The organism is Streptomyces sp. NPDC056987 (genome assembly GCF_042673865.1).
GTDB lineage: Bacteria > Actinomycetota > Actinomycetes > Streptomycetales > Streptomycetaceae > Streptomyces.
Genome location: NZ_JBHURV010000006.1, coordinates 64,062 through 80,167, shown reverse-complemented (window position 1 = coordinate 80,167; position 16,106 = coordinate 64,062). Strand labels below are relative to the sequence as shown.

Genomic DNA, 16,106 nt, shown 5'->3' with positions numbered 1-16,106 from the left:
GGCTACGCGGACCGGGCCGCCGAGGAGGCGGGCTCCGGAGTCGATACGGGAGCCAGCGCGCCCGCCGCCCGCAGGCTCCCCACCTCCTGGCCGCCGCCGAGGACGGGGGTACGGGCGAACGGGGCGAGGATGCCGGGGTCGACGCCGCACCGGGCGAGGGCCGCGGCGGTCACCGGCATCCTGGCGCGGTCCGCGCCGTCGGCGATCTTCACGCCGACGGCCCGACCGTCCGGGAGCGCCGCGACCTGGACGCCCTCGAAGCCGTCCTTGGCGAGCAGCCCGGGCACGGCCCGCATCAGACCGGCCACGTCCCGGCCGGCGCCGGCGACCAGCTCCGGGTGGGCCCGCATGGCGGCCGCGACACGGCCCTCGTCGGTGTCGGGGGCCGCGGTCACCAGCCGGGCGAAGGCGCGGGTGAGTCCGTGCAGGGAGACGGAGAACAGCGGGGCGCCGCAGCCGTCGACGGTGACGCGGGCGATGCGCTGTCCCGTCAGCTCCTCCACGGCCTGGGCGATCGCCTTCTGGAGCGGGTGGCCGGGGTCGAGATAGCCGGTCAGGGGCCACTGCCGGGTCAGGGCGGTCCTGAGCATGGAGGCGTGCTTGCCCGAGCAGTTCTGGGCGAGCCGGCTGGGCCCGAGGCCGCGGCGCAGCCACGCCTCGCGCTCCGCGGGGCCGTACGGCAGATCGGGGGTGTTGGCCAGATCGTCCTCGGTGAGCCCGGCGGAGTCGAGGATGCGCCGGGCCACGGCGAGGTGGATCTCCGCGCCGGAGTGGCTCGCCGCGGTGAGGGCCAGCGCCTCGTCGTCGGGCACGGGGAGCCCGGCGCGGAGCAGGGCGACCGCCTGGAGGGGTTTGAGCGCGGAGCGCGGATAGAACGCGGCCTCGATGTCCCCGGCCAGGAACTCCACGCTGCCGTCGGCCGCGAGGACGACGACCGAGCCGTGGTGGACCCCCTCGATGACGCCTCCCCGTACGACATGGGCGAGGGGCACATGGCCCGGCGCGCGGACGGCGGGAGGCTCGCCCGGGGTGCGGCGCGGCGTGGTGGGGTGGCTCATGGTCAGCTCTCGGTGTTCTGGTCGCGGCCGGTGGTGCCGGCGCGTTCGAGGGCCGCCGCGTCCCTGAGGACCCCGACCCGGCCCCGTACCAGGTACCAGCCGCCGACCAGCGCCGCGGCGATCAGCGGCAGGGCCAGCACCGTCGTGCGGCCCGCGCCGCCGTCCGCGTACATCAGGACCAGGACGGATCCGAGGAAGACCAGGGTGATGATCTCGGTGTACGGCGAGCCGGGGAGCTGGTAGGAGGGGCGGGAGAGCAGCCCCGCCTGCGTCTTCCGCCAGAAGAGCAGGTGGCAGATCATGATCATGGACCAGGTGGCGAGGATGCCGAGCGCCGCGAAGTTCAGGACGATCTCGAACGCCTTGCTGGGCACGACGTAGTTGAGGCCCACGCCGAGCACACAGATGCCGGAGGTGAGCAGGATGCCGCCGTACGGCACCTGGCTGCGGCTCATCACCCCGGTGAACCTCGGCGCGGATCCCGACTTCGCCATGGAGCGCAGGATGCGTCCGGTGGAGTAGAGGCCGGAGTTGAGGCTGGACATCGCGGCGGTGAGGACGACGAGGTTCATCACGTCGCCCGCCGCGGGGATGCCGATGTTGGAGAGCACGGTGACGAAGGGGCTCTCACCGGCGGAGTACTTGTCCCAGGGCAGCAGCATCGTCAGCAGCACGACCGAGCCGACGTAGAAGAGGGCCACGCGCCACATGATGGAGTTGATCGCCTTGGGCATGATCTTCTCCGGCTCCTTGGTCTCACCGGCCGTGACACCGACCAGCTCGACCGAGGCGTACGCGAAGACGACGCCCTGGATGACCAGCAGCATCGGAAGCATCCCGGCCGGGAAGAGGCCGCCGTTGCCGGTGATCAGGGACGGCCCGGGGGTGTGGCCGTCGACCGGGTGCTGGGTGGCCAGCAGGAAGATGCCGATGAGCATGAACAGGACGAGCGCGCCGACCTTGATGATCGCGAACCAGAACTCCAGTTCGCCGAAGATCTTCACGGATATGAGGTTCACGGTCAGCACGACCGCGAGGGCGATCAGGGCGAGCACCCACTGCGGTATGTCGGAGAACATGCCCCAGTAGTGGGTGTACGTCGCCACCGCCGTGATGTCGGCGATCCCGGTGGTCGCCCAGTTCAGGAAGTACATCCAGCCGGCGACGAAGGCACCCTTCTCGCCCATGAACTCGCGGGCGTAGCTGACGAACGCCCCGGAGGACGGCCGGTGCAGGACCAGCTCACCGAGGGCGCGTACCACGAGGAAGGCGAAGAGACCGCAGACCGCGTAGGCGACGGCGAGGGAGGGGCCCGCGCTGGCGAGCCGGCCGCCGGCGCCGAGGAAGAGCCCGGTGCCGATGGCCCCGCCGATGGCGATCATGTTGATGTGCCGGGACTTCAGGGTCTTGCTGTATCCGGCGTCACCGGCGTCGACATGGACGCCCGCGGAAACCGGCGGTTTCTCCGGCGGACACGCCTGCTGCTCGGTCTGAAGGGATTGCTCGCTCACGCCTGGTCTTCGCCTTCTTCGGGGGGTGCCGCGCGGTGGGGGGACCGCACGATGGTGGTCAGGGTCGACTCGACCCGTGCGAGGTGGTGGGTCATGGCGTCGACGGCGTCGTCCTCGGACTGCTCGACGAGGGCTTCGACGATCGCCCGGTGCTCCAGGTTGGACTGCTCACGCCGCCCGCCGAGTTCGTTGAGGAACGCCGACTGGCGGGCCAGCGCGTCGCGGATCTCCTCTATGACCCGGCGGAAGACCGGGTTCTGGGCCGCCTGGGCGACCGAGAGGTGGAAGAGGGTGTCCATCGCCACCCACGCGGTGGTGTCGGTCTCGTGTTCCATCCGCTCCAGCAGATGGGTGAGGTGGTCGAGGTCCTCGGCGGTGCGGCGGGTCGCCGCGTACCCGGCGACCGGGATCTCCACATGGCGGCGCACCTCCAGGAGGTCGCTCGCCGAGTAGTCGCCGAAGGTGGGATCCTCCACCGGGCCGTTGGAGACGACGAAGGTGCCTTTTCCGGTGCGTGAGACGGTCAGTCCCATGACCTGGAGTGCCCGCAGGGCCTCGCGGAGCACGGGCCGGCTCACTTCGAGACGGCGGCAGAGCTCCGCCTCGGAGGGCAGCTTCTCCCCCACCGCGTACTCGCTCCGCTCGATGGCGCTCCGGAGATGGTTCAGCACGGCTTCCATCGCGCTGATCCTTCTGGGCACGGCCCCGGCTGTCTGGCTGTCTGACAGGTTCACCCGGGCATCGTGATGTGCGTGAACCGGAACTGTCAAGAGTCTGAACAGGGATCTTCCGGGTCCCGGAGGCTCGGCGGAGCCTCCGGGACCGTCCGGCGCCCGTCCGGCGGAACGGGCCGGTCGGACGGGCTGGCCGGAAGAGCCGGCCGGGAGGGCTGGTCAGAAGGGCCGGTCGCCCGCGATGGCGACGCGTTCGGCGACACGGCGGTGCGGGGCGTAGTCGCTGACGGCGTAGTGCTGGGTGGCCCGGTTGTCCCAGAAAGCGATGTCGCCCGCCTCCCAGCGGAACCGCACCTGGAACTCGGGGACATGGGCCTGCTGGAACAGCAGCCGCAGCAGCCGGTCGCTCTCCGCCCGCTCCAGCCCCACGATCCGGGTGGTGAAGGACGCGTTGACGAAGAGCATCCGCCGTCCCGTGTCGGGGTGGCGGCGCACCACCGGGTGCTCGACCGGCGGGAACTCGTCCTGGAAGGCGGCCAGCCGCTCGGCCGAGTAGAAGCGGGAGAAGCCCGGGATGTAGTCGTGGACGGCGCGGGCGCCGTCGATACGGTCCTTCACCTCCCGGGGGAGGTTGTCGTACGCGGCGGCCATGTCGGCCCACATCGTGTCGCCGCCGGACGGCGGCACCTCGCGCAGTTGCAGTACGGCGCCGAGCGCGGGCCGCTCCCGGAAGGTGACGTCGGTGTGCCAGACGTTCTCGAAGGTGGGGACCGCGGTGCGGTCGAAGCGGACGACGTCCGGCGCGCCGGCCGTGGCGAGCAGCGGGTTGGTCTCCAACTCTCCCCAGTTCAGGGCGAATTCGCGCTGCTCCCCGGAGGTGAGGTGCTGACCGCGGAAGAAGAGCACCTTCCACTCCAGCAGGGCGCGGTCGAGTTCGGCGCGTACGGCGGGCTCCAGGGGACGGGACAGGTCGAGGCCCCGGATCTCGGCGCCGATGGTGCGCGCCTGCGGCACGAGGCCGAAGAGTTCGTACGGCCGCTCCTGCCACCCCTCCGGGAGGCGGCGCAGTTCCCGGTGGCCTTCGTAGAGGCCGTCGGCGGGGATGCGGTGGTCGCGCAGCAGGGGCGGTACGGCGGCGGGCGTGGAGGCGGAGGCGGGTACGGCTGTGGTGGTCACAGGGCTCCTCAGTTCGGCACGGCGGAGTGGGTGCGACGGGCAACGCGAGGGTGGTGCCTGGCGATACCGGACCGGGGCCGGGGCGGGGTCAGCGGCCGGCTACGGAGCTACCGGGCCCTCGGCGCGGATCAGCGGCAGGGACAGCAGAGCGCCGGGGGAGAACCCACCCGGCCTCGGCGGCGCAGAAAACTGACACCGCGGGGCGCGCACACGCCGTGGGGGTCGCCGAAGCGCGACTCCACCGCACGGAGAGGAGAATGCATGCCCATGGCACGCACCGTACCTCAGGAACAGCCGGTCCGTCCCCTCCTCGGGCGACCCGGGTGACTCAATCGACTCGGCAGACTCAATCGAGAGGAAAGCCCAGTTCTCGGGCGGCGAGGGCGGGGGTGGGCTGGGACCAGCGCTCGGTGAGGTGGTGGGTGGCGGAGAGCGAGCGGGTCTCGGCCAGGTCGATGTAGAGCGTTCCGTCGAGATGGTCCGTCTCGTGCTGGACGATCCGGGCCGGCCATCCCGAGAACTCCTCGTCCATCTCGCGTCCCCGTTCGTCCTGGCCACGGAGTCGGACCGTGCGGTGCCTGGCCACCACGGCCGCCCAGCCGGGGACGCTGAGGCACCCCTCGAAGAAGGCGGGGCGGTCCTCGCCGACGGGTTCGTACGACGGGTTGACCAGCACCCGGAAGGGCTGCGGGACGCGGCCCCGGGCCGCGAGGACCTCCTCGGGCGCCTGTGCGGCGTCCTCGATGACCGCGATCCGCAGCGGGATCCCGATCTGGGGCGCCGCCAGCCCCACGCCGGGGGCGGCGTGCATCGTCTCGCGCAGGAGCCGGACCAGGCGCGCCAGCCGCTCCTCCCCCAACTGCCCTTCGTACGGGGCGGCCGGGCGCCGCAGGACCGGATCACCGGCGGCGACGACGGGCGGCGTTCCGGGAGTTTCGAGCAGGGCGTCCACATGGTCGATGAGCGTCATCGCGCCATGGTCCCACTGCCCCGGGATCGCCGGGATCACCAGGATCAGCGGGAACCGGTTCCGTACGGAGCGCGGCCGGCCCGCTCGGGGGACGGGCCGGCCGCGCCCGGTGCACGGACCGTGTCGCTCACACCTTCCGGGCGGCTCTCATCGCCGTACCGGCACAGGCCAGTCCGAACAGGAACGTGAGTGCGCCGATGACGACGTTGGTCCAGATGACGCCCGCGTCAGGAGCGCTGCCGACGATCCATGGAGCGATGATCAGCCAGACACCCATGGCGCACAGGGCCCAGCTCAGCCCGGCCATCCGCACCGGGGCGAGGGTGAGGCCGAGCGCCATGACGACGATCGCGATCCCCATGATCAGGTTGTGTGCCGCGAGGGCCGGCTGGTTCAGGGTGAAGTGGATGATCCAGGGCGACAGGGCACAGAACAGGCCGACGAGGAACACCGGCCCGTCCAGGAGCGCCGCACCGCGCCCGCCGAGCATGCGGGCGTACCTCGCGCGCATCTCGGGAACATCGGGGTGACTGGACAGGTCGCCCCTCGAATGTGAGACGTCGGCCATACGACTCGCCTCCTTCGTTCGCGCAAGTCTGACCGCTATGTACGGCATCGAGCCGCAACACCCCCAGTTTGCGCGCTTTCCCGACTTTTGTGTAGCAGTCACCGCATACGGAAATTTTATTTACCGATACGACAAGTGAGGGCATCTGTCCCGCTTTCCCCAGGGGTACGGCGGCGCACGGGCCGCTCTTGACAGCGCTCCCCGTCGGCGCATGCAATATATTGCATGCCGATTCCCGATACCTCGCTCGCCGGCCGGGTCCTGCTGCGGGACCGCGCCTTCACCGCCCTGCGGGACGCCATCGTCGACGGCACGCTGCGGCCCGGGGAGCAGCTCCGGGAGAGCGAGCTGGAGCGCTGGATCGGGGTGAGCCGTACACCGATCCGCGAGGCCCTGATGCGGCTGGAGCGCAGCGGTCTGGTGGTCAGCAAGCCAGGCCGGTCGACCCGGGTGAGCGCGCTCGACGACCGGGCGGTGCGGGACGCCCAGCCGGTGGTGGCGGCCCTGCACGAGCTGGCCGTACGGCTCGCCACCCCGGCGCTCACCCCGGCGGACATCGAGGCGATGCGGGCCGGGAACGCGGCGTTCGCGGCGGCACTGGAGCGCGGCGACGTGACGGCCGCGCTGGCGGCCGACGACGCCCTGCACCAGATCTGTGTGACGGCCGCGTCCAACACCGTCGTCACCGAGGTGCTCGACCAGTACGCCCCGCTGCTGCGCCGCGTCGAGCGGGTCCGTTTCTCCTCCGCGGCCGGCCTCGGCTCGGTCGCGCTGCACGACCGGATGATCGACGCCTGCGCGGCCGGTGACGCGGCCACCGCGGCGGCGTTCGCGCACATGACCTGGATGACCCTCGCCGGCACGGGCCCCGCGCCGGAGGTCTCCGGCGGTCACGGTCTGGTCCGCGCCCGCTGAGCGTGCGCCGCGCCGCCCGCCCCCGTACGAAGCCTCGCGCTCCCCGCACCCGCCCCCACGCGCCCCGCACCACCACCGACCGAGTGAGAGGAACCCCCCGTGGCGATCGAGGACTTCGCACGCTATCCGCTGCTCTTCGGCCCGAGCCCGATCCACCGGCTGGAGCGGCTGAGCGGCCATCTGGGCGGCGCGGCCGTCTGGGCCAAGCGCGAGGACTGCAACTCCGGGCTCGCGTACGGCGGCAACAAGACCCGCAAGCTGGAGTACATCGTCCCCGACATCCTGGAGCAGGGCGCCGACACCCTGGTCTCGATCGGCGGGTACCAGTCGAACCACACCCGCCAGGTGGCCGCCGTCGCCGCCCGGCTCGGCCTGAAGGCCCGGCTCGTGCAGGAGAAGTGGGTCGACTGGCCCGACCCCGTGAACGACAAGGTGGGCAACATCCTGCTCTCCCGGATCATGGGCGCGGACGTCCGCCTCGACCCGGCGGGCTTCGGCATCGGGATCAAGGACTCCTGGCAGCAGGCGCTGGACGAGGTGCGCGCCGAGGGCGGCACGCCGTACGCGATCCCGGCGGGCGCCTCGGAGCACCGGCTCGGCGGCCTCGGGTTCGCCAACTGGGCGTACGAGGTGGAGCGCCAGGAGGCCGAGCACGGCGTCTTCTTCGACACGATCGTCGTCTGCAGTGTCACGGGCTCCACGCAGGCCGGGATGATCGCCGGGTTCGCCGGGCAGGCCCGGCCCCGGCGGGTCATCGGCATCGACGCGTCCGCCAGGGTCGAGGAGACCCGGGACCAGGTGGAGCGGATCGCCCGCCACACGGCGGAGCTGATCGGCCTCGGACGCGACCTGCGCGACAACGAGATCAGCCTCCTCGAAGGCTGGGCGGGCGACCGTTACGGTGTTCCCGTCGAGTCGACGCTGGAGGCCATCCGGCTCACGGGCCGTCTGGAGGGGATGATCATCGATCCGGTGTACGAGGGAAAGTCGATGGCCGGGCTCATGGATCTGGTCCGTACCGGCGAGATCGGCAGGGACTCGACCGTGCTCTACGCCCACCTCGGCGGCCAGCCCGCCCTGAACGCGTACAGCGGCGCCTTCGCCTGACCTGCACGGACCTGCACGGACCGGGGCGGCACCGGGACAGCGCCGGGTGGTCCGGGGGTCCGGAAGGAGGTGGTCCGGGGCCGCCTTTTCGGCTCCGGACCGGCTCCGGATAAGCAGTTGAAGGAAATAGCACTCGATGTAGTGATCTATAACGGCAAATCGACCCATAAGATCTCAATGACCGTTGATCACGGCATGGAACCCAGAGAGTTGTGGGAGCGTCACTCCGTGCTGGCGGCCGCATTCTGCGGCAGTGACGACCAGGTCCGGGAAGCCCAGGGGATTCTCGACGAGGCGCAGGCGGGCCGGACCCGGATGCTCGCCGCCTTCGCCGTGACCGTCGGCAGCGACGGCGCCGTCGCCAACCTTCTCGGACTCAACGAGCGCGAGGTGCGGCTCGCCCGGCGCACCGTCGGCAAGGACGACGCCCGTACGGTCGCCAAGCACCTCCTCGCCGTCGACCCCGACGACCTCCGGACGCCGGTGGCGGCACCGGTCGAGTCCCCGGCCGGGCCCTCGGCCACCGGGTTCGGCTCGGGACCGCACGCGGTGGACTTCCCGGGCACCGAGCAGCCGCCGCCGGTCCAGACACCGCTCGCGGCGCACGCCCCGGGTCAGCCCGTACCGGTCGCGGACACCGCCTGGTCGGCGGCGCTGGACGCGGTTCTGGTGGGCGGCTGGCACACCGGGCTCGATCTGACCGCGCTGGCCACGGAGTTCGGCCTGGAACTGGCCCATCTGGTCGCCCGGGTCCAGCGGCTCTCCGCGGAGGGCCGCCTCAACCAGCCGTCGGTCCACGAGGACCGGGCCGGCCGGCACCGGCGGCTCGACGCCGTCCCCCAGACGGAGCTGGGCGGCCACTCCCCCGGCGGGGCCCCGGGCCACGCGGTGCCGTTCCCGCGGAGCAACGACGACATCAACTGGCAGCAGATTCCGCCCCACACCTCCCCGTGGGACAACACCACCGCGACGCAGACCGACTGGAACGGCATCGTCAGCCACTGGCACCACACCGCTCCCGTGACCCAGACCTGGGAGCCCTCGAACCAGTACACCTGAGCCCGGCCCCGGCCGGGTGGCCGCCCGGCAGGTCGGCAGGTCGGCAGGTCGCGGGAACGAAGGATCCGCGGCCCGGCGGTCCGGTACCCGTACGCGACATACTGGGCGGCGTGACCATGCACCGCGTCCTGATCGTCGAGGACGACCACGGCCTGCGGGACGTCCTCGCCCGGGGCCTGCGCGACGAGGACTTCGACGTCGTGACCGCCGCCGACGGCGCCGGGGCGCTGCGGGCCGCCGACGCCCGGGTGGACGCGGTGGTCCTGGACATCGGGCTGCCGGACTCCGACGGCCGCGACGTCTGCCAGGCCATGCGGGCCGCGGGGATCACCGCCCCGGTGGTCTTCCTGACCGCGCACGACACCCTCACCGACCGGCTCTCCGGCTTCTCCTCCGGCGGTGACGACTATCTCGCCAAACCCTTCCACCTCGCGGAACTCGCGGCGCGCGTCCGGGCCGCCCTCCGGCGCGCGGGGCGCGACCCGGCGATCGACCTGCGGGGGCTGCGGCTCGATCCCGTACGGCACGAGCTGACGGCGCGGGACACGGCCGTGCCGCTGACCCCGACCGAGTTCCGGCTGCTGGCCTGTCTGATGGCCGCGCCGGGGACCGCCGTACGCCGCCGGGCACTGCTGCGGGCGGGCTGGCCGGAGGGAGCGCAGGTGAGCGACAACACGCTGGACCAGTATCTGACCCGGCTGCGCCGCAAGCTGCGGGCGGCGGGCGCCGCGCACGGGATCAGCACCGTACGGGGCGTCGGCTACCGCTTCGACCACGGCGCGGGCGGACCTGCCGCCGAGGCGGCCGAGCGGACGGGACCGGTGTGACGCGCGAGCCCCGGGAGCGGCCGGAGCCGCCGGGCGGACCAGGCCGACCGAGCCGGCTGGGGCGGCTCGGGTGGCTCGCGCGGCTGGGGCGGCGGCTCGCGCGGCGGCTGTCGGCACGCACGCTGCGTGGCCGGCTGGCGCTGGTCGCGCTGGTCACCAGCGCGCTCTGGGTCGCCGTCCTGACCACCGCGTTCAACCTGGCGCTGGACAGCAGGCTGCGCGCGCAGGCCGACGACGTCCTGCGGACGAAGGCGGAGGCCGTCGCCACCACCGTCGAGGTACGGCCGGACGGCCGGCTCGTGGTCCACGAGCCGGCCCAGGACCAGGCGCTGGACACCGGGGTGTGGATCTACCAGAGCCGGCGCGCGGTCGAGTCCCCGCCCGGCGCCCCGCCCGCGCTGCGGCGGAGCGCGGACGCGCTGGCGGGCCGGGCAGGGGCGTTCGCCGAGGTCTCCGAGCCCTCCGCCACCCGGCTCTACGCGCTGCCGGTCCGGGGGCCCGACGGGAGCCGGGCGGGCACGGTGGTCGCCTCGGTCGGGCTCGACCCGTACCGCTCCACCGCCGACACGGCCCTGGTGGCCTCGGTCGTGCTGGGCGCGCTGCTGCTGTGCGCCGTCTATCCGCTGACCCGGCTCGTCGTACGGCGGGCCCTGCGGCCGGTCGGTGCGATGAGCGCGCAGGCCGCGCAGTGGAGCGAGGAGGGCGCCGCCCGGCGCTTCGGCACCGCGGGCCGGCCGGCCGAACTGACCGCCCTCGCCGCCAGTCTCGACGAACTGCTCGACCGGCTCGCCGCGGTCCTGCGCCATGAACAGCAGCAGGCGGCGGAGCTCTCCCACGAACTGCGCACCCCGCTGGCCCGGATCACCGCGGAGGCCGACTGGCTGACGGCGCGCCCGCGCGGGGCCGCGGAGCGGCGGGCCGCCCACGAGGCGATCGCGGGCGCGGCGGCCACCATGCGGCAGATCTGCGACAGCCTCCTCTCGGAGGCACGGACCCGCGAGGCGCCGGTGCCCGGCCGCTGCCGGCTGCCGGAGCTGACCGGGGCGCTGGCCGCGCGGGTGACGGCCGACCATCCGCAGGCGCCGCCGGTGCTGGCCCGCGCCGCCGCCGGGACTCCTGCCGGGGCCGTGATCACGGCCGGTGTCTCGGCGGCGGTCGCGGAGCGCATCCTGATGCCGCTCCTGGACAACGCCCGGCGTTACGCCGTGCGCTCCGTCGTGATCGAGTACGCGGCGGTGCCGGGGGCCGTCGAGGTGAGCGTCGTGGACGACGGCCCGGGCGTCCCGGCGGAGTTCGTCCCCTCGCTCTTCGAGCCCGGCCGCCGGGCCACCCCCGGCGACGGGCACGACGGGGCGGGGCTGGGGCTGGCGCTGGCGCGCCGGCTGGCCAGGGCGGCCGGTGGCGACATCGCCCTGGAGCGCGCGGGCGGCGGCGACGGGGCGCGGTTCACCGTACGTCTTCCGGCAGGATGACCCGGTTCCCCGGGTGGCCGGGGACCGGCGCGGGCGCCCCGCCCTCCGCCGCCACGTCCCGCTTCGTACGGGCCAGATGGACGACGAGGGCGACGATCACGGCGAGGAAGAGCAGGCTGGTGCCCACGGTGCCGAGCCCGAGTCCGCCGTCCCCGGCCGGCTGGGACAGGTAGTCGCCGAGCGAGGCACCCAGCGGGCGGGTGAGGACGTACGCGGTCCAGAACGCCAGGACGGCGTCGAGGTCGAGAGCCCGGTACGCGAGCGCCACGGCGGCGATCAGCGCCGCGAAGACGACGGCCGAGACCCAGTAGCCGAGACCCAGGCGCTCGGCCGTGAGGTCTCCGGCCGAGGTGCCCAGCGCGAAGGTGAACAGGATCGCGAGCCAGTAGAAGCACTCCCTGCGGCGGGTCCGCACGGTGTGGATCGACAGCGTGCGCTCACTCGCGTACCAGAGGGCGAAGGTCACGGCCAGAGCGAGCGCGAACACCCAGGTGGTCGTGGTCAGCGGCACGCCGAGACGGTCGGTGAGGTTGTCGCTGACCAGCGTCCCGACCACGCTGATCAGGACGACGGCCAGCCAGTAGCGGCCCGGTACGTAGGCGCGCGCCCGGAACTGGAAGACGAGTGCGACGAGCAGGAGCGCCCCCATCACGTACGAGGTGTTGGCCAGCCCCAGGCCCAGGTTGGCGTCAAGCAGGTCGGCCGCGGTCTCCCCCACGGTGGTGCACAGGACTTTGATGACCCAGAAGTAGACCGTGACCTCGGGAACCTTGTTCAGCATCTCGCGTCCGCGCGGCCGGGCCGCCGCGGCGTGCTTGTTGGTCGTCATGCACCGGAGGCTGGCAGGCCGTACCTGAAGACTTCCTGACCGCCGGCGGCCCGTACCGCCGGAGCCGTCCCGATCCGTGGTCATTCCGTCCATATCGTGAGACACTGTTGCGCTGAGCGGCGCCGAGGCGTTGCATCGCGCCGTGCGATCCGAACAAGACTCCCCCGCCGACCCCACCGACCCCGCCGACTCCGAAGGCGCCGCAGAGCCCGCCACCGACGCCTCCGGGCGCGCGGCGCGGCGCGCGGTCACCGTCTTCCCCGTCCTCGTGCTCGCCGCGGGCGCCCTGGGTCTGCTGACCCCGGGGACGTTCGCGGGATGGTCGGTATCGGTGCCGTACCTGCTGGGCGTCGTCATGTTCGCCATGGGGCTGACCATGACGCCGAAGGACTTCGAAGGGGTGGCGAAGCGGCCGTGGGCGGTCGGGCTCGGCCTCGTCGCGCACTACGTGATCATGCCGGGGCTCGGCTGGCTGATCGCCAACGCCCTCGATCTGCCGCCCCAGTTGGCAGCCGGGGTGATCCTGGTCGGCTGCGCGCCGAGCGGCACCGCCTCCAACGTGGTGACGTATCTCGCCCGGGGCGATGTGGCGCTGTCGGTCTCGGTCGCCACCGTCTCGACCGTCCTGGCGCCGCTGGTGACCCCGCCGCTGACGCTGCTGCTGGCGGGCGAGTTCCTGCCGGTCGACGCGGGCTCGATGGTCACGGACATCCTGAAGACCGTGCTGCTGCCGGTGCTCGCCGGGCTGGCGGTCCGGCTGCTGGCGGGGCGGTACGTCGACCGGGTGCTGGGGGCGCTGCCCTGGCTGTCGGCGGTGACGATCGCCGTGATCGTCGCGGTGGTGGTGGCGGGCAGCGCCGCCGCGATCAAGTCCGCGGCCCTGCTGGTGTTCGTCGCCGTCGTGCTGCACAACGGGCTCGGGCTGGCGCTCGGTTACGGCGCGGGCAAGGCGGCCGGGCTGGGCCGCCCCGCGAGCCGGGCCATGGCCTTCGAGGTCGGCATGCAGAACTCCGGGCTGGCCGCCTCGCTCGCGACCGCGCACTTCAGCCCGCTGGCCGCGCTGCCCGCCGCCGTGTTCTCGGTGTGGCACAACGTGTCGGGCGCGCTGGTGGCCGCGTGGATGGCCCGCCGGGCGCGGAAGTCCGAGGCGCCGGCCGGGGCGGCGGAACCGGCCGTGTGACGCCCGCCGTCAGTTCCGTCCCTCCAGCTCCACCTCGATCAGCCGGCACAGATGGCGGCGCGCGTCCCGGGTGGTGAGCGGCGGGGACTGGCGCAGCCGCTGGAGCGCGAGGCCGTCCGCCAGGGCGGCGAAGCGCACGGCGAAGTCGGCCGGGTCCTCGCAGGTGAAGTCGCCCTCTTCCCGGCCCCGTTCGACGAGCGCGCGGATCTCGCCGTGCCAGCTCTCGTACCGCGCCGCCTGACCGCGCGCGAACGCCTGGTCCCGGTCGCCCGCGTTCCAGTAGTCGAACCACATCCGCCAGTGCCGGTCGGTGTCGTCGGTGAACAGCGCGTCGATCAGCAGCCGCAGCCCCTCCGCGGCCCGGGTGGCCCGGTCGGCGGAGGCGCTGAGCGCGGCGTAGTAGCGCTCGATGTGCAGCACCATCGCCTCGGAGAGCACTTCCTGGACGCTCTCGAAGTGGTACGTCACCGTGCCGACCGACACCCCGGCCGCCGCCGCGACGTCCCGTACGCCGACGGCCGCCGAGCCGCGCTCCGCGATGAGCGGCACCGCCGCCTCCGCGATGAGCCGGCGGCGCACCTCGGTGGGCTGGCGGGTCCGGCTGGCGGCGGCGACGGCCCGCCGGGGCGTCCTCGCCGTCATCCGGATGTCCTGGGGATGGTGCTGTGCCAAGACCGCTCGGCCACTGTCTCTCCGTCCGCCCGTGCCAGGAGGGTGCTGTCCATGATGAACTCCGTCGCCGTGGCGCGCAGTTCCGTACTGGTCGTGAGGTGCGCGTCCCAGCCGTCCGGGCGCCGCAGCCGGATCGTCCAGGAGGAGGACGCCACCGCCGACAGCGGATCGTCCCCGCGGATACGGTAGACCTCGCGGGCGCTCTCCTCGTACCGCAGGCCGTCCGGATAGGTCCGGGAGCCGCCGTAGTTCGGGTCGACCTCCAGGGTCCACTCGCCGGTGGCCACGTCGTGCCGTACCACCCGCTCGGGGCGCGGCGGGGCGGCCGGGTCCGGGGCGTCCACGGTCACCGCGAGCGGCACGGCCTGCTCCGGCTCCTCGAAGCGGATCGGGGCGCGCCCCGTGTCGTACGCCGGATCCCGTACGGGCAGCAGTACGGCGCTGTCACCGGGGAGCACGGTCAGCGCCCCGCGCTCGCCGTGCGGCCAGACCCACGGCCAGTACGCGTCGGAGACGGCGACGCGGACGCGGTGCCCCGGCGGGAAGGCGTAGCCCGTGGCGTTCAGTTCGAACTCGACGTCCTCGAAGGTGCCGGGCACCCACGGGTCCGCCCGCTCCCTGCCGTGGCGCGAGAGCAGGTTGAGCACGCCCCGGGTGACGAGGGTGGACGAGCCGTCGGGCGCGACGTCGCAGACGCGGGCGACGACATGGGCGCGCGGGGTGGCGCTGTCGAGCCGCAGCCGGACCCGGGGCCGGCCGAGGACCTCGGTCCGTCCGGTCAGCGGCGGGGAGTCGAAGCAGACGGAGCGGCCGTCCTCCGCCCGCTGGTCGGGCGGGAGGTCGGTGGCGTTGCCGAAGGGGAAGAACCGGCCCGCGTCGAGCCCGGTGTGGTGCGGCGAGCGTACGGTCACGGGGGCCGCCCCCGCGTCGCCGAGCGACCGTTCGTCCCAGGTGACGGCGGGCGACGGCCAGGAGTCGGCGCCGACCCACCGGCCCGGCATCGTCACGTACGAAGTGGCGGGCGGCACCGGGTCGTTGATCCAGGCACGCAGGGCCGGCTCGGCCATGACGCCGGTGTCGGTCCCCTTGAGGTGCTGGTCCCACCAGCGCAGCGTCTCCTGGAGGAAGCCGATCGCCGGCCCCGGCGGCAGCCCCCGGTCGGGGTACTGGTGCGACCAGGGGCCGATCAGCCCGCGTACCGGCGCGTCCAGCCGCTCGACCAGCCGCAGCACCGTGTCCCGGTACGGGTCGGCCCAGCCGCCGACGGCGAGGACGGCGGCGTCGACGGCCGAGTAGTCCTCGCAGACGCTGCCGTGCCGCCAGTAGTCGTCCCGCTCCTGGTGGGCGAGCCAGGTGTGCAGGTACGGGGTGATCGCGTCGAGCCGTTCGCGCCACATCGGCAGCCAGCGGTCCGCGCCGACGTGCGCGGGGTCCGGCGGCCGGGCGGTGAACGCGAGCATCGTGCCGGCCCAGGCGAGCATGTCGATCCCGAGGACCGCGCCGCCCATGTAGTGGACGTCGTTGTCGTACCGGTCGTCGGTGGAGCAGACGGTGACGATCGCCTTGAGCGGCTCGGGGCGCAGGGCGGCGATCTGAAGGGCGTTGAAACCGCCCCAGGAGATCCCGAACATGCCGACCTTGCCCGTGCACCACTCCTGCGCGGCCAGCCAGTTGACGACATCGACCCCGTCGGCGAGCTCGGTCTCGGTGTACTCGTCGAACATGACGCCCTCGGAGTCCCCGCTGCCGCGCAGATCGACGCGTACGGACGCGTAACCGTGCCCGGCGTACCAGGGGTGGCGCTGGGCGTCCCGGGGCGCGGTCCAGTCGCTCTTGCGGTACGGCAGATACTCCAGCAGGGCGGGGACCGGGTCGGCCGCCGCGTCGACGGGCCGCCAGATCCGCGCGTGCAGCCGGGTGCCGTCCCGGGTGGGGATCCAGACGTCCTCGGTGTGGATCCGACGGTCGTACGTCTCGCGGTACTTCACAACTTCCCTCCTTTGCGCCTAAGCCGGCGCCGCTTTCGCAGGTCAGGCCTGGTGGGTCAGGTTGCCGGGAGCCAGCGGCGGATGCGGTGGCGGCTCGTGA

15 protein-coding genes are annotated in these 16,106 nt (G+C 73.1%); 6 read left to right on the top strand and 9 right to left on the bottom strand.

What is annotated here, in order from left to right; all coding sequences use genetic code 11:
• Positions 1-2 precede the first annotated feature (2 nt).
• From ACFTZC_RS09405 to ACFTZC_RS09380, 6 genes are all read right to left on the bottom strand, one after another.
• Entirely contained in the window at positions 3-1,058 is a 1,056-nt protein-coding gene (locus tag ACFTZC_RS09405) for an asparaginase (protein WP_382888185.1), read from the bottom strand.
• Between the two features lie 2 nt (positions 1,059-1,060).
• Positions 1,061-2,569, bottom strand: coding sequence for an amino acid permease (locus ACFTZC_RS09400; RefSeq protein WP_382888184.1), 1,509 nt, complete (start codon positions 2,567-2,569; stop codon positions 1,061-1,063).
• Positions 2,566-3,303 carry a FadR/GntR family transcriptional regulator gene (locus tag ACFTZC_RS09395; RefSeq protein WP_382888183.1) on the bottom strand — a complete coding sequence of 246 codons (738 nt, stop codon included), beginning with the start codon at positions 3,301-3,303 and terminating at the stop codon, positions 2,566-2,568. Before ACFTZC_RS09395 ends, ACFTZC_RS09400 begins: the two co-directional genes overlap by 4 nt.
• A gap of 159 nt (positions 3,304-3,462) precedes the next feature.
• Positions 3,463-4,419 carry a TauD/TfdA dioxygenase family protein gene (locus ACFTZC_RS09390; protein ID WP_382888182.1) on the bottom strand — a complete coding sequence of 319 codons (957 nt, stop codon included), beginning with the start codon at positions 4,417-4,419 and terminating at the stop codon, positions 3,463-3,465.
• Between the two features lie 346 nt (positions 4,420-4,765).
• Positions 4,766-5,389, bottom strand: coding sequence for a peptide deformylase (locus ACFTZC_RS09385; protein WP_382888181.1), 624 nt, complete (start codon positions 5,387-5,389; stop codon positions 4,766-4,768).
• Between the two features lie 127 nt (positions 5,390-5,516).
• Entirely contained in the window at positions 5,517-5,957 is a 441-nt protein-coding gene (locus tag ACFTZC_RS09380; protein WP_382888180.1) for an SPW repeat protein, read from the bottom strand.
• 225 nt (positions 5,958-6,182) lie between these two features.
• On the opposite strand from ACFTZC_RS09380, the gene ACFTZC_RS09375 reads away from it, so the two are divergent.
• The 5 genes from ACFTZC_RS09375 to ACFTZC_RS09355 all read left to right on the top strand — a co-directional run bounded on the left by ACFTZC_RS09375 (position 6,183) and on the right by ACFTZC_RS09355 (position 11,337).
• Positions 6,183-6,872, top strand: a complete 690-nt coding sequence (locus ACFTZC_RS09375) for a GntR family transcriptional regulator (RefSeq protein WP_382888179.1) — start codon at positions 6,183-6,185, stop codon at positions 6,870-6,872.
• Positions 6,873-6,971: 99 nt separating this feature from the next.
• A complete protein-coding gene (locus ACFTZC_RS09370; protein ID WP_382888178.1) occupies positions 6,972-7,979 on the top strand; it encodes a 1-aminocyclopropane-1-carboxylate deaminase in 1,008 nt (335 codons plus the stop codon).
• 195 nt (positions 7,980-8,174) lie between these two features.
• The gene (locus ACFTZC_RS09365) at positions 8,175-9,038 is read left to right on the top strand and encodes a hypothetical protein (protein WP_382888177.1); all 864 of its coding nucleotides are present in this window, start codon (positions 8,175-8,177) and stop codon (positions 9,036-9,038) included.
• 116 nt (positions 9,039-9,154) lie between these two features.
• Positions 9,155-9,865 carry a response regulator transcription factor gene (locus ACFTZC_RS09360; protein WP_382888364.1) on the top strand — a complete coding sequence of 237 codons (711 nt, stop codon included), beginning with the start codon at positions 9,155-9,157 and terminating at the stop codon, positions 9,863-9,865.
• Positions 9,862-11,337, top strand: coding sequence for an ATP-binding protein (locus ACFTZC_RS09355; protein WP_382888176.1), 1,476 nt, complete (start codon positions 9,862-9,864; stop codon positions 11,335-11,337). Before ACFTZC_RS09360 ends, ACFTZC_RS09355 begins: the two co-directional genes overlap by 4 nt.
• Here ACFTZC_RS09355 and ACFTZC_RS09350 read toward each other — a convergent pair.
• Positions 11,312-12,166 (bottom strand): hypothetical protein, encoded by an 855-nt coding sequence (locus ACFTZC_RS09350; RefSeq protein ID WP_382888175.1) that lies wholly within the window; start codon positions 12,164-12,166, stop codon positions 11,312-11,314. The genes ACFTZC_RS09355 and ACFTZC_RS09350 overlap by 26 nt on opposite strands.
• Positions 12,167-12,308: 142 nt before the next feature.
• On the opposite strand from ACFTZC_RS09350, the gene ACFTZC_RS09345 reads away from it, so the two are divergent.
• Positions 12,309-13,346, top strand: a complete 1,038-nt coding sequence (locus ACFTZC_RS09345; RefSeq protein ID WP_382888174.1) for a bile acid:sodium symporter family protein — start codon at positions 12,309-12,311, stop codon at positions 13,344-13,346.
• A gap of 9 nt (positions 13,347-13,355) precedes the next feature.
• On the opposite strand, the gene ACFTZC_RS09340 is transcribed toward ACFTZC_RS09345, so the two are convergent.
• Positions 13,356-13,988, bottom strand: a complete 633-nt coding sequence (locus tag ACFTZC_RS09340) for a TetR/AcrR family transcriptional regulator (protein ID WP_382888173.1) — start codon at positions 13,986-13,988, stop codon at positions 13,356-13,358.
• A complete protein-coding gene (locus ACFTZC_RS09335; RefSeq protein ID WP_382888172.1) occupies positions 13,985-16,006 on the bottom strand; it encodes a CocE/NonD family hydrolase in 2,022 nt (673 codons plus the stop codon). The genes ACFTZC_RS09340 and ACFTZC_RS09335 overlap by 4 nt, the downstream gene beginning before the upstream one ends.
• Between the last annotated feature and the right edge of the window lie 100 nt (positions 16,007-16,106).

What these genes read in the sequence shown, in the direction of transcription:
- ACFTZC_RS09405 (WP_382888185.1), bottom strand. Translation starts at nt 1,058, where the DNA reads ATGAGCCACCCCACCACGCCGCGCCGCACCCCGGGCGAGCCTCCCGCC.
- ACFTZC_RS09385 (WP_382888181.1), bottom strand. Translation starts at nt 5,389, where the DNA reads ATGACGCTCATCGACCATGTGGACGCCCTGCTCGAAACTCCCGGAACG.
- ACFTZC_RS09350 (WP_382888175.1), bottom strand. Translation starts at nt 12,166, where the DNA reads ATGACGACCAACAAGCACGCCGCGGCGGCCCGGCCGCGCGGACGCGAG.
- ACFTZC_RS09365 (WP_382888177.1), top strand. Translation starts at nt 8,175, where the DNA reads ATGGAACCCAGAGAGTTGTGGGAGCGTCACTCCGTGCTGGCGGCCGCA.
- ACFTZC_RS09380 (WP_382888180.1), bottom strand. Translation starts at nt 5,957, where the DNA reads ATGGCCGACGTCTCACATTCGAGGGGCGACCTGTCCAGTCACCCCGAT.
- ACFTZC_RS09340 (WP_382888173.1), bottom strand. Translation starts at nt 13,988, where the DNA reads ATGACGGCGAGGACGCCCCGGCGGGCCGTCGCCGCCGCCAGCCGGACC.
- ACFTZC_RS09375 (WP_382888179.1), top strand. Translation starts at nt 6,183, where the DNA reads ATGCCGATTCCCGATACCTCGCTCGCCGGCCGGGTCCTGCTGCGGGAC.
- ACFTZC_RS09360 (WP_382888364.1), top strand. Translation starts at nt 9,155, where the DNA reads ATGCACCGCGTCCTGATCGTCGAGGACGACCACGGCCTGCGGGACGTC.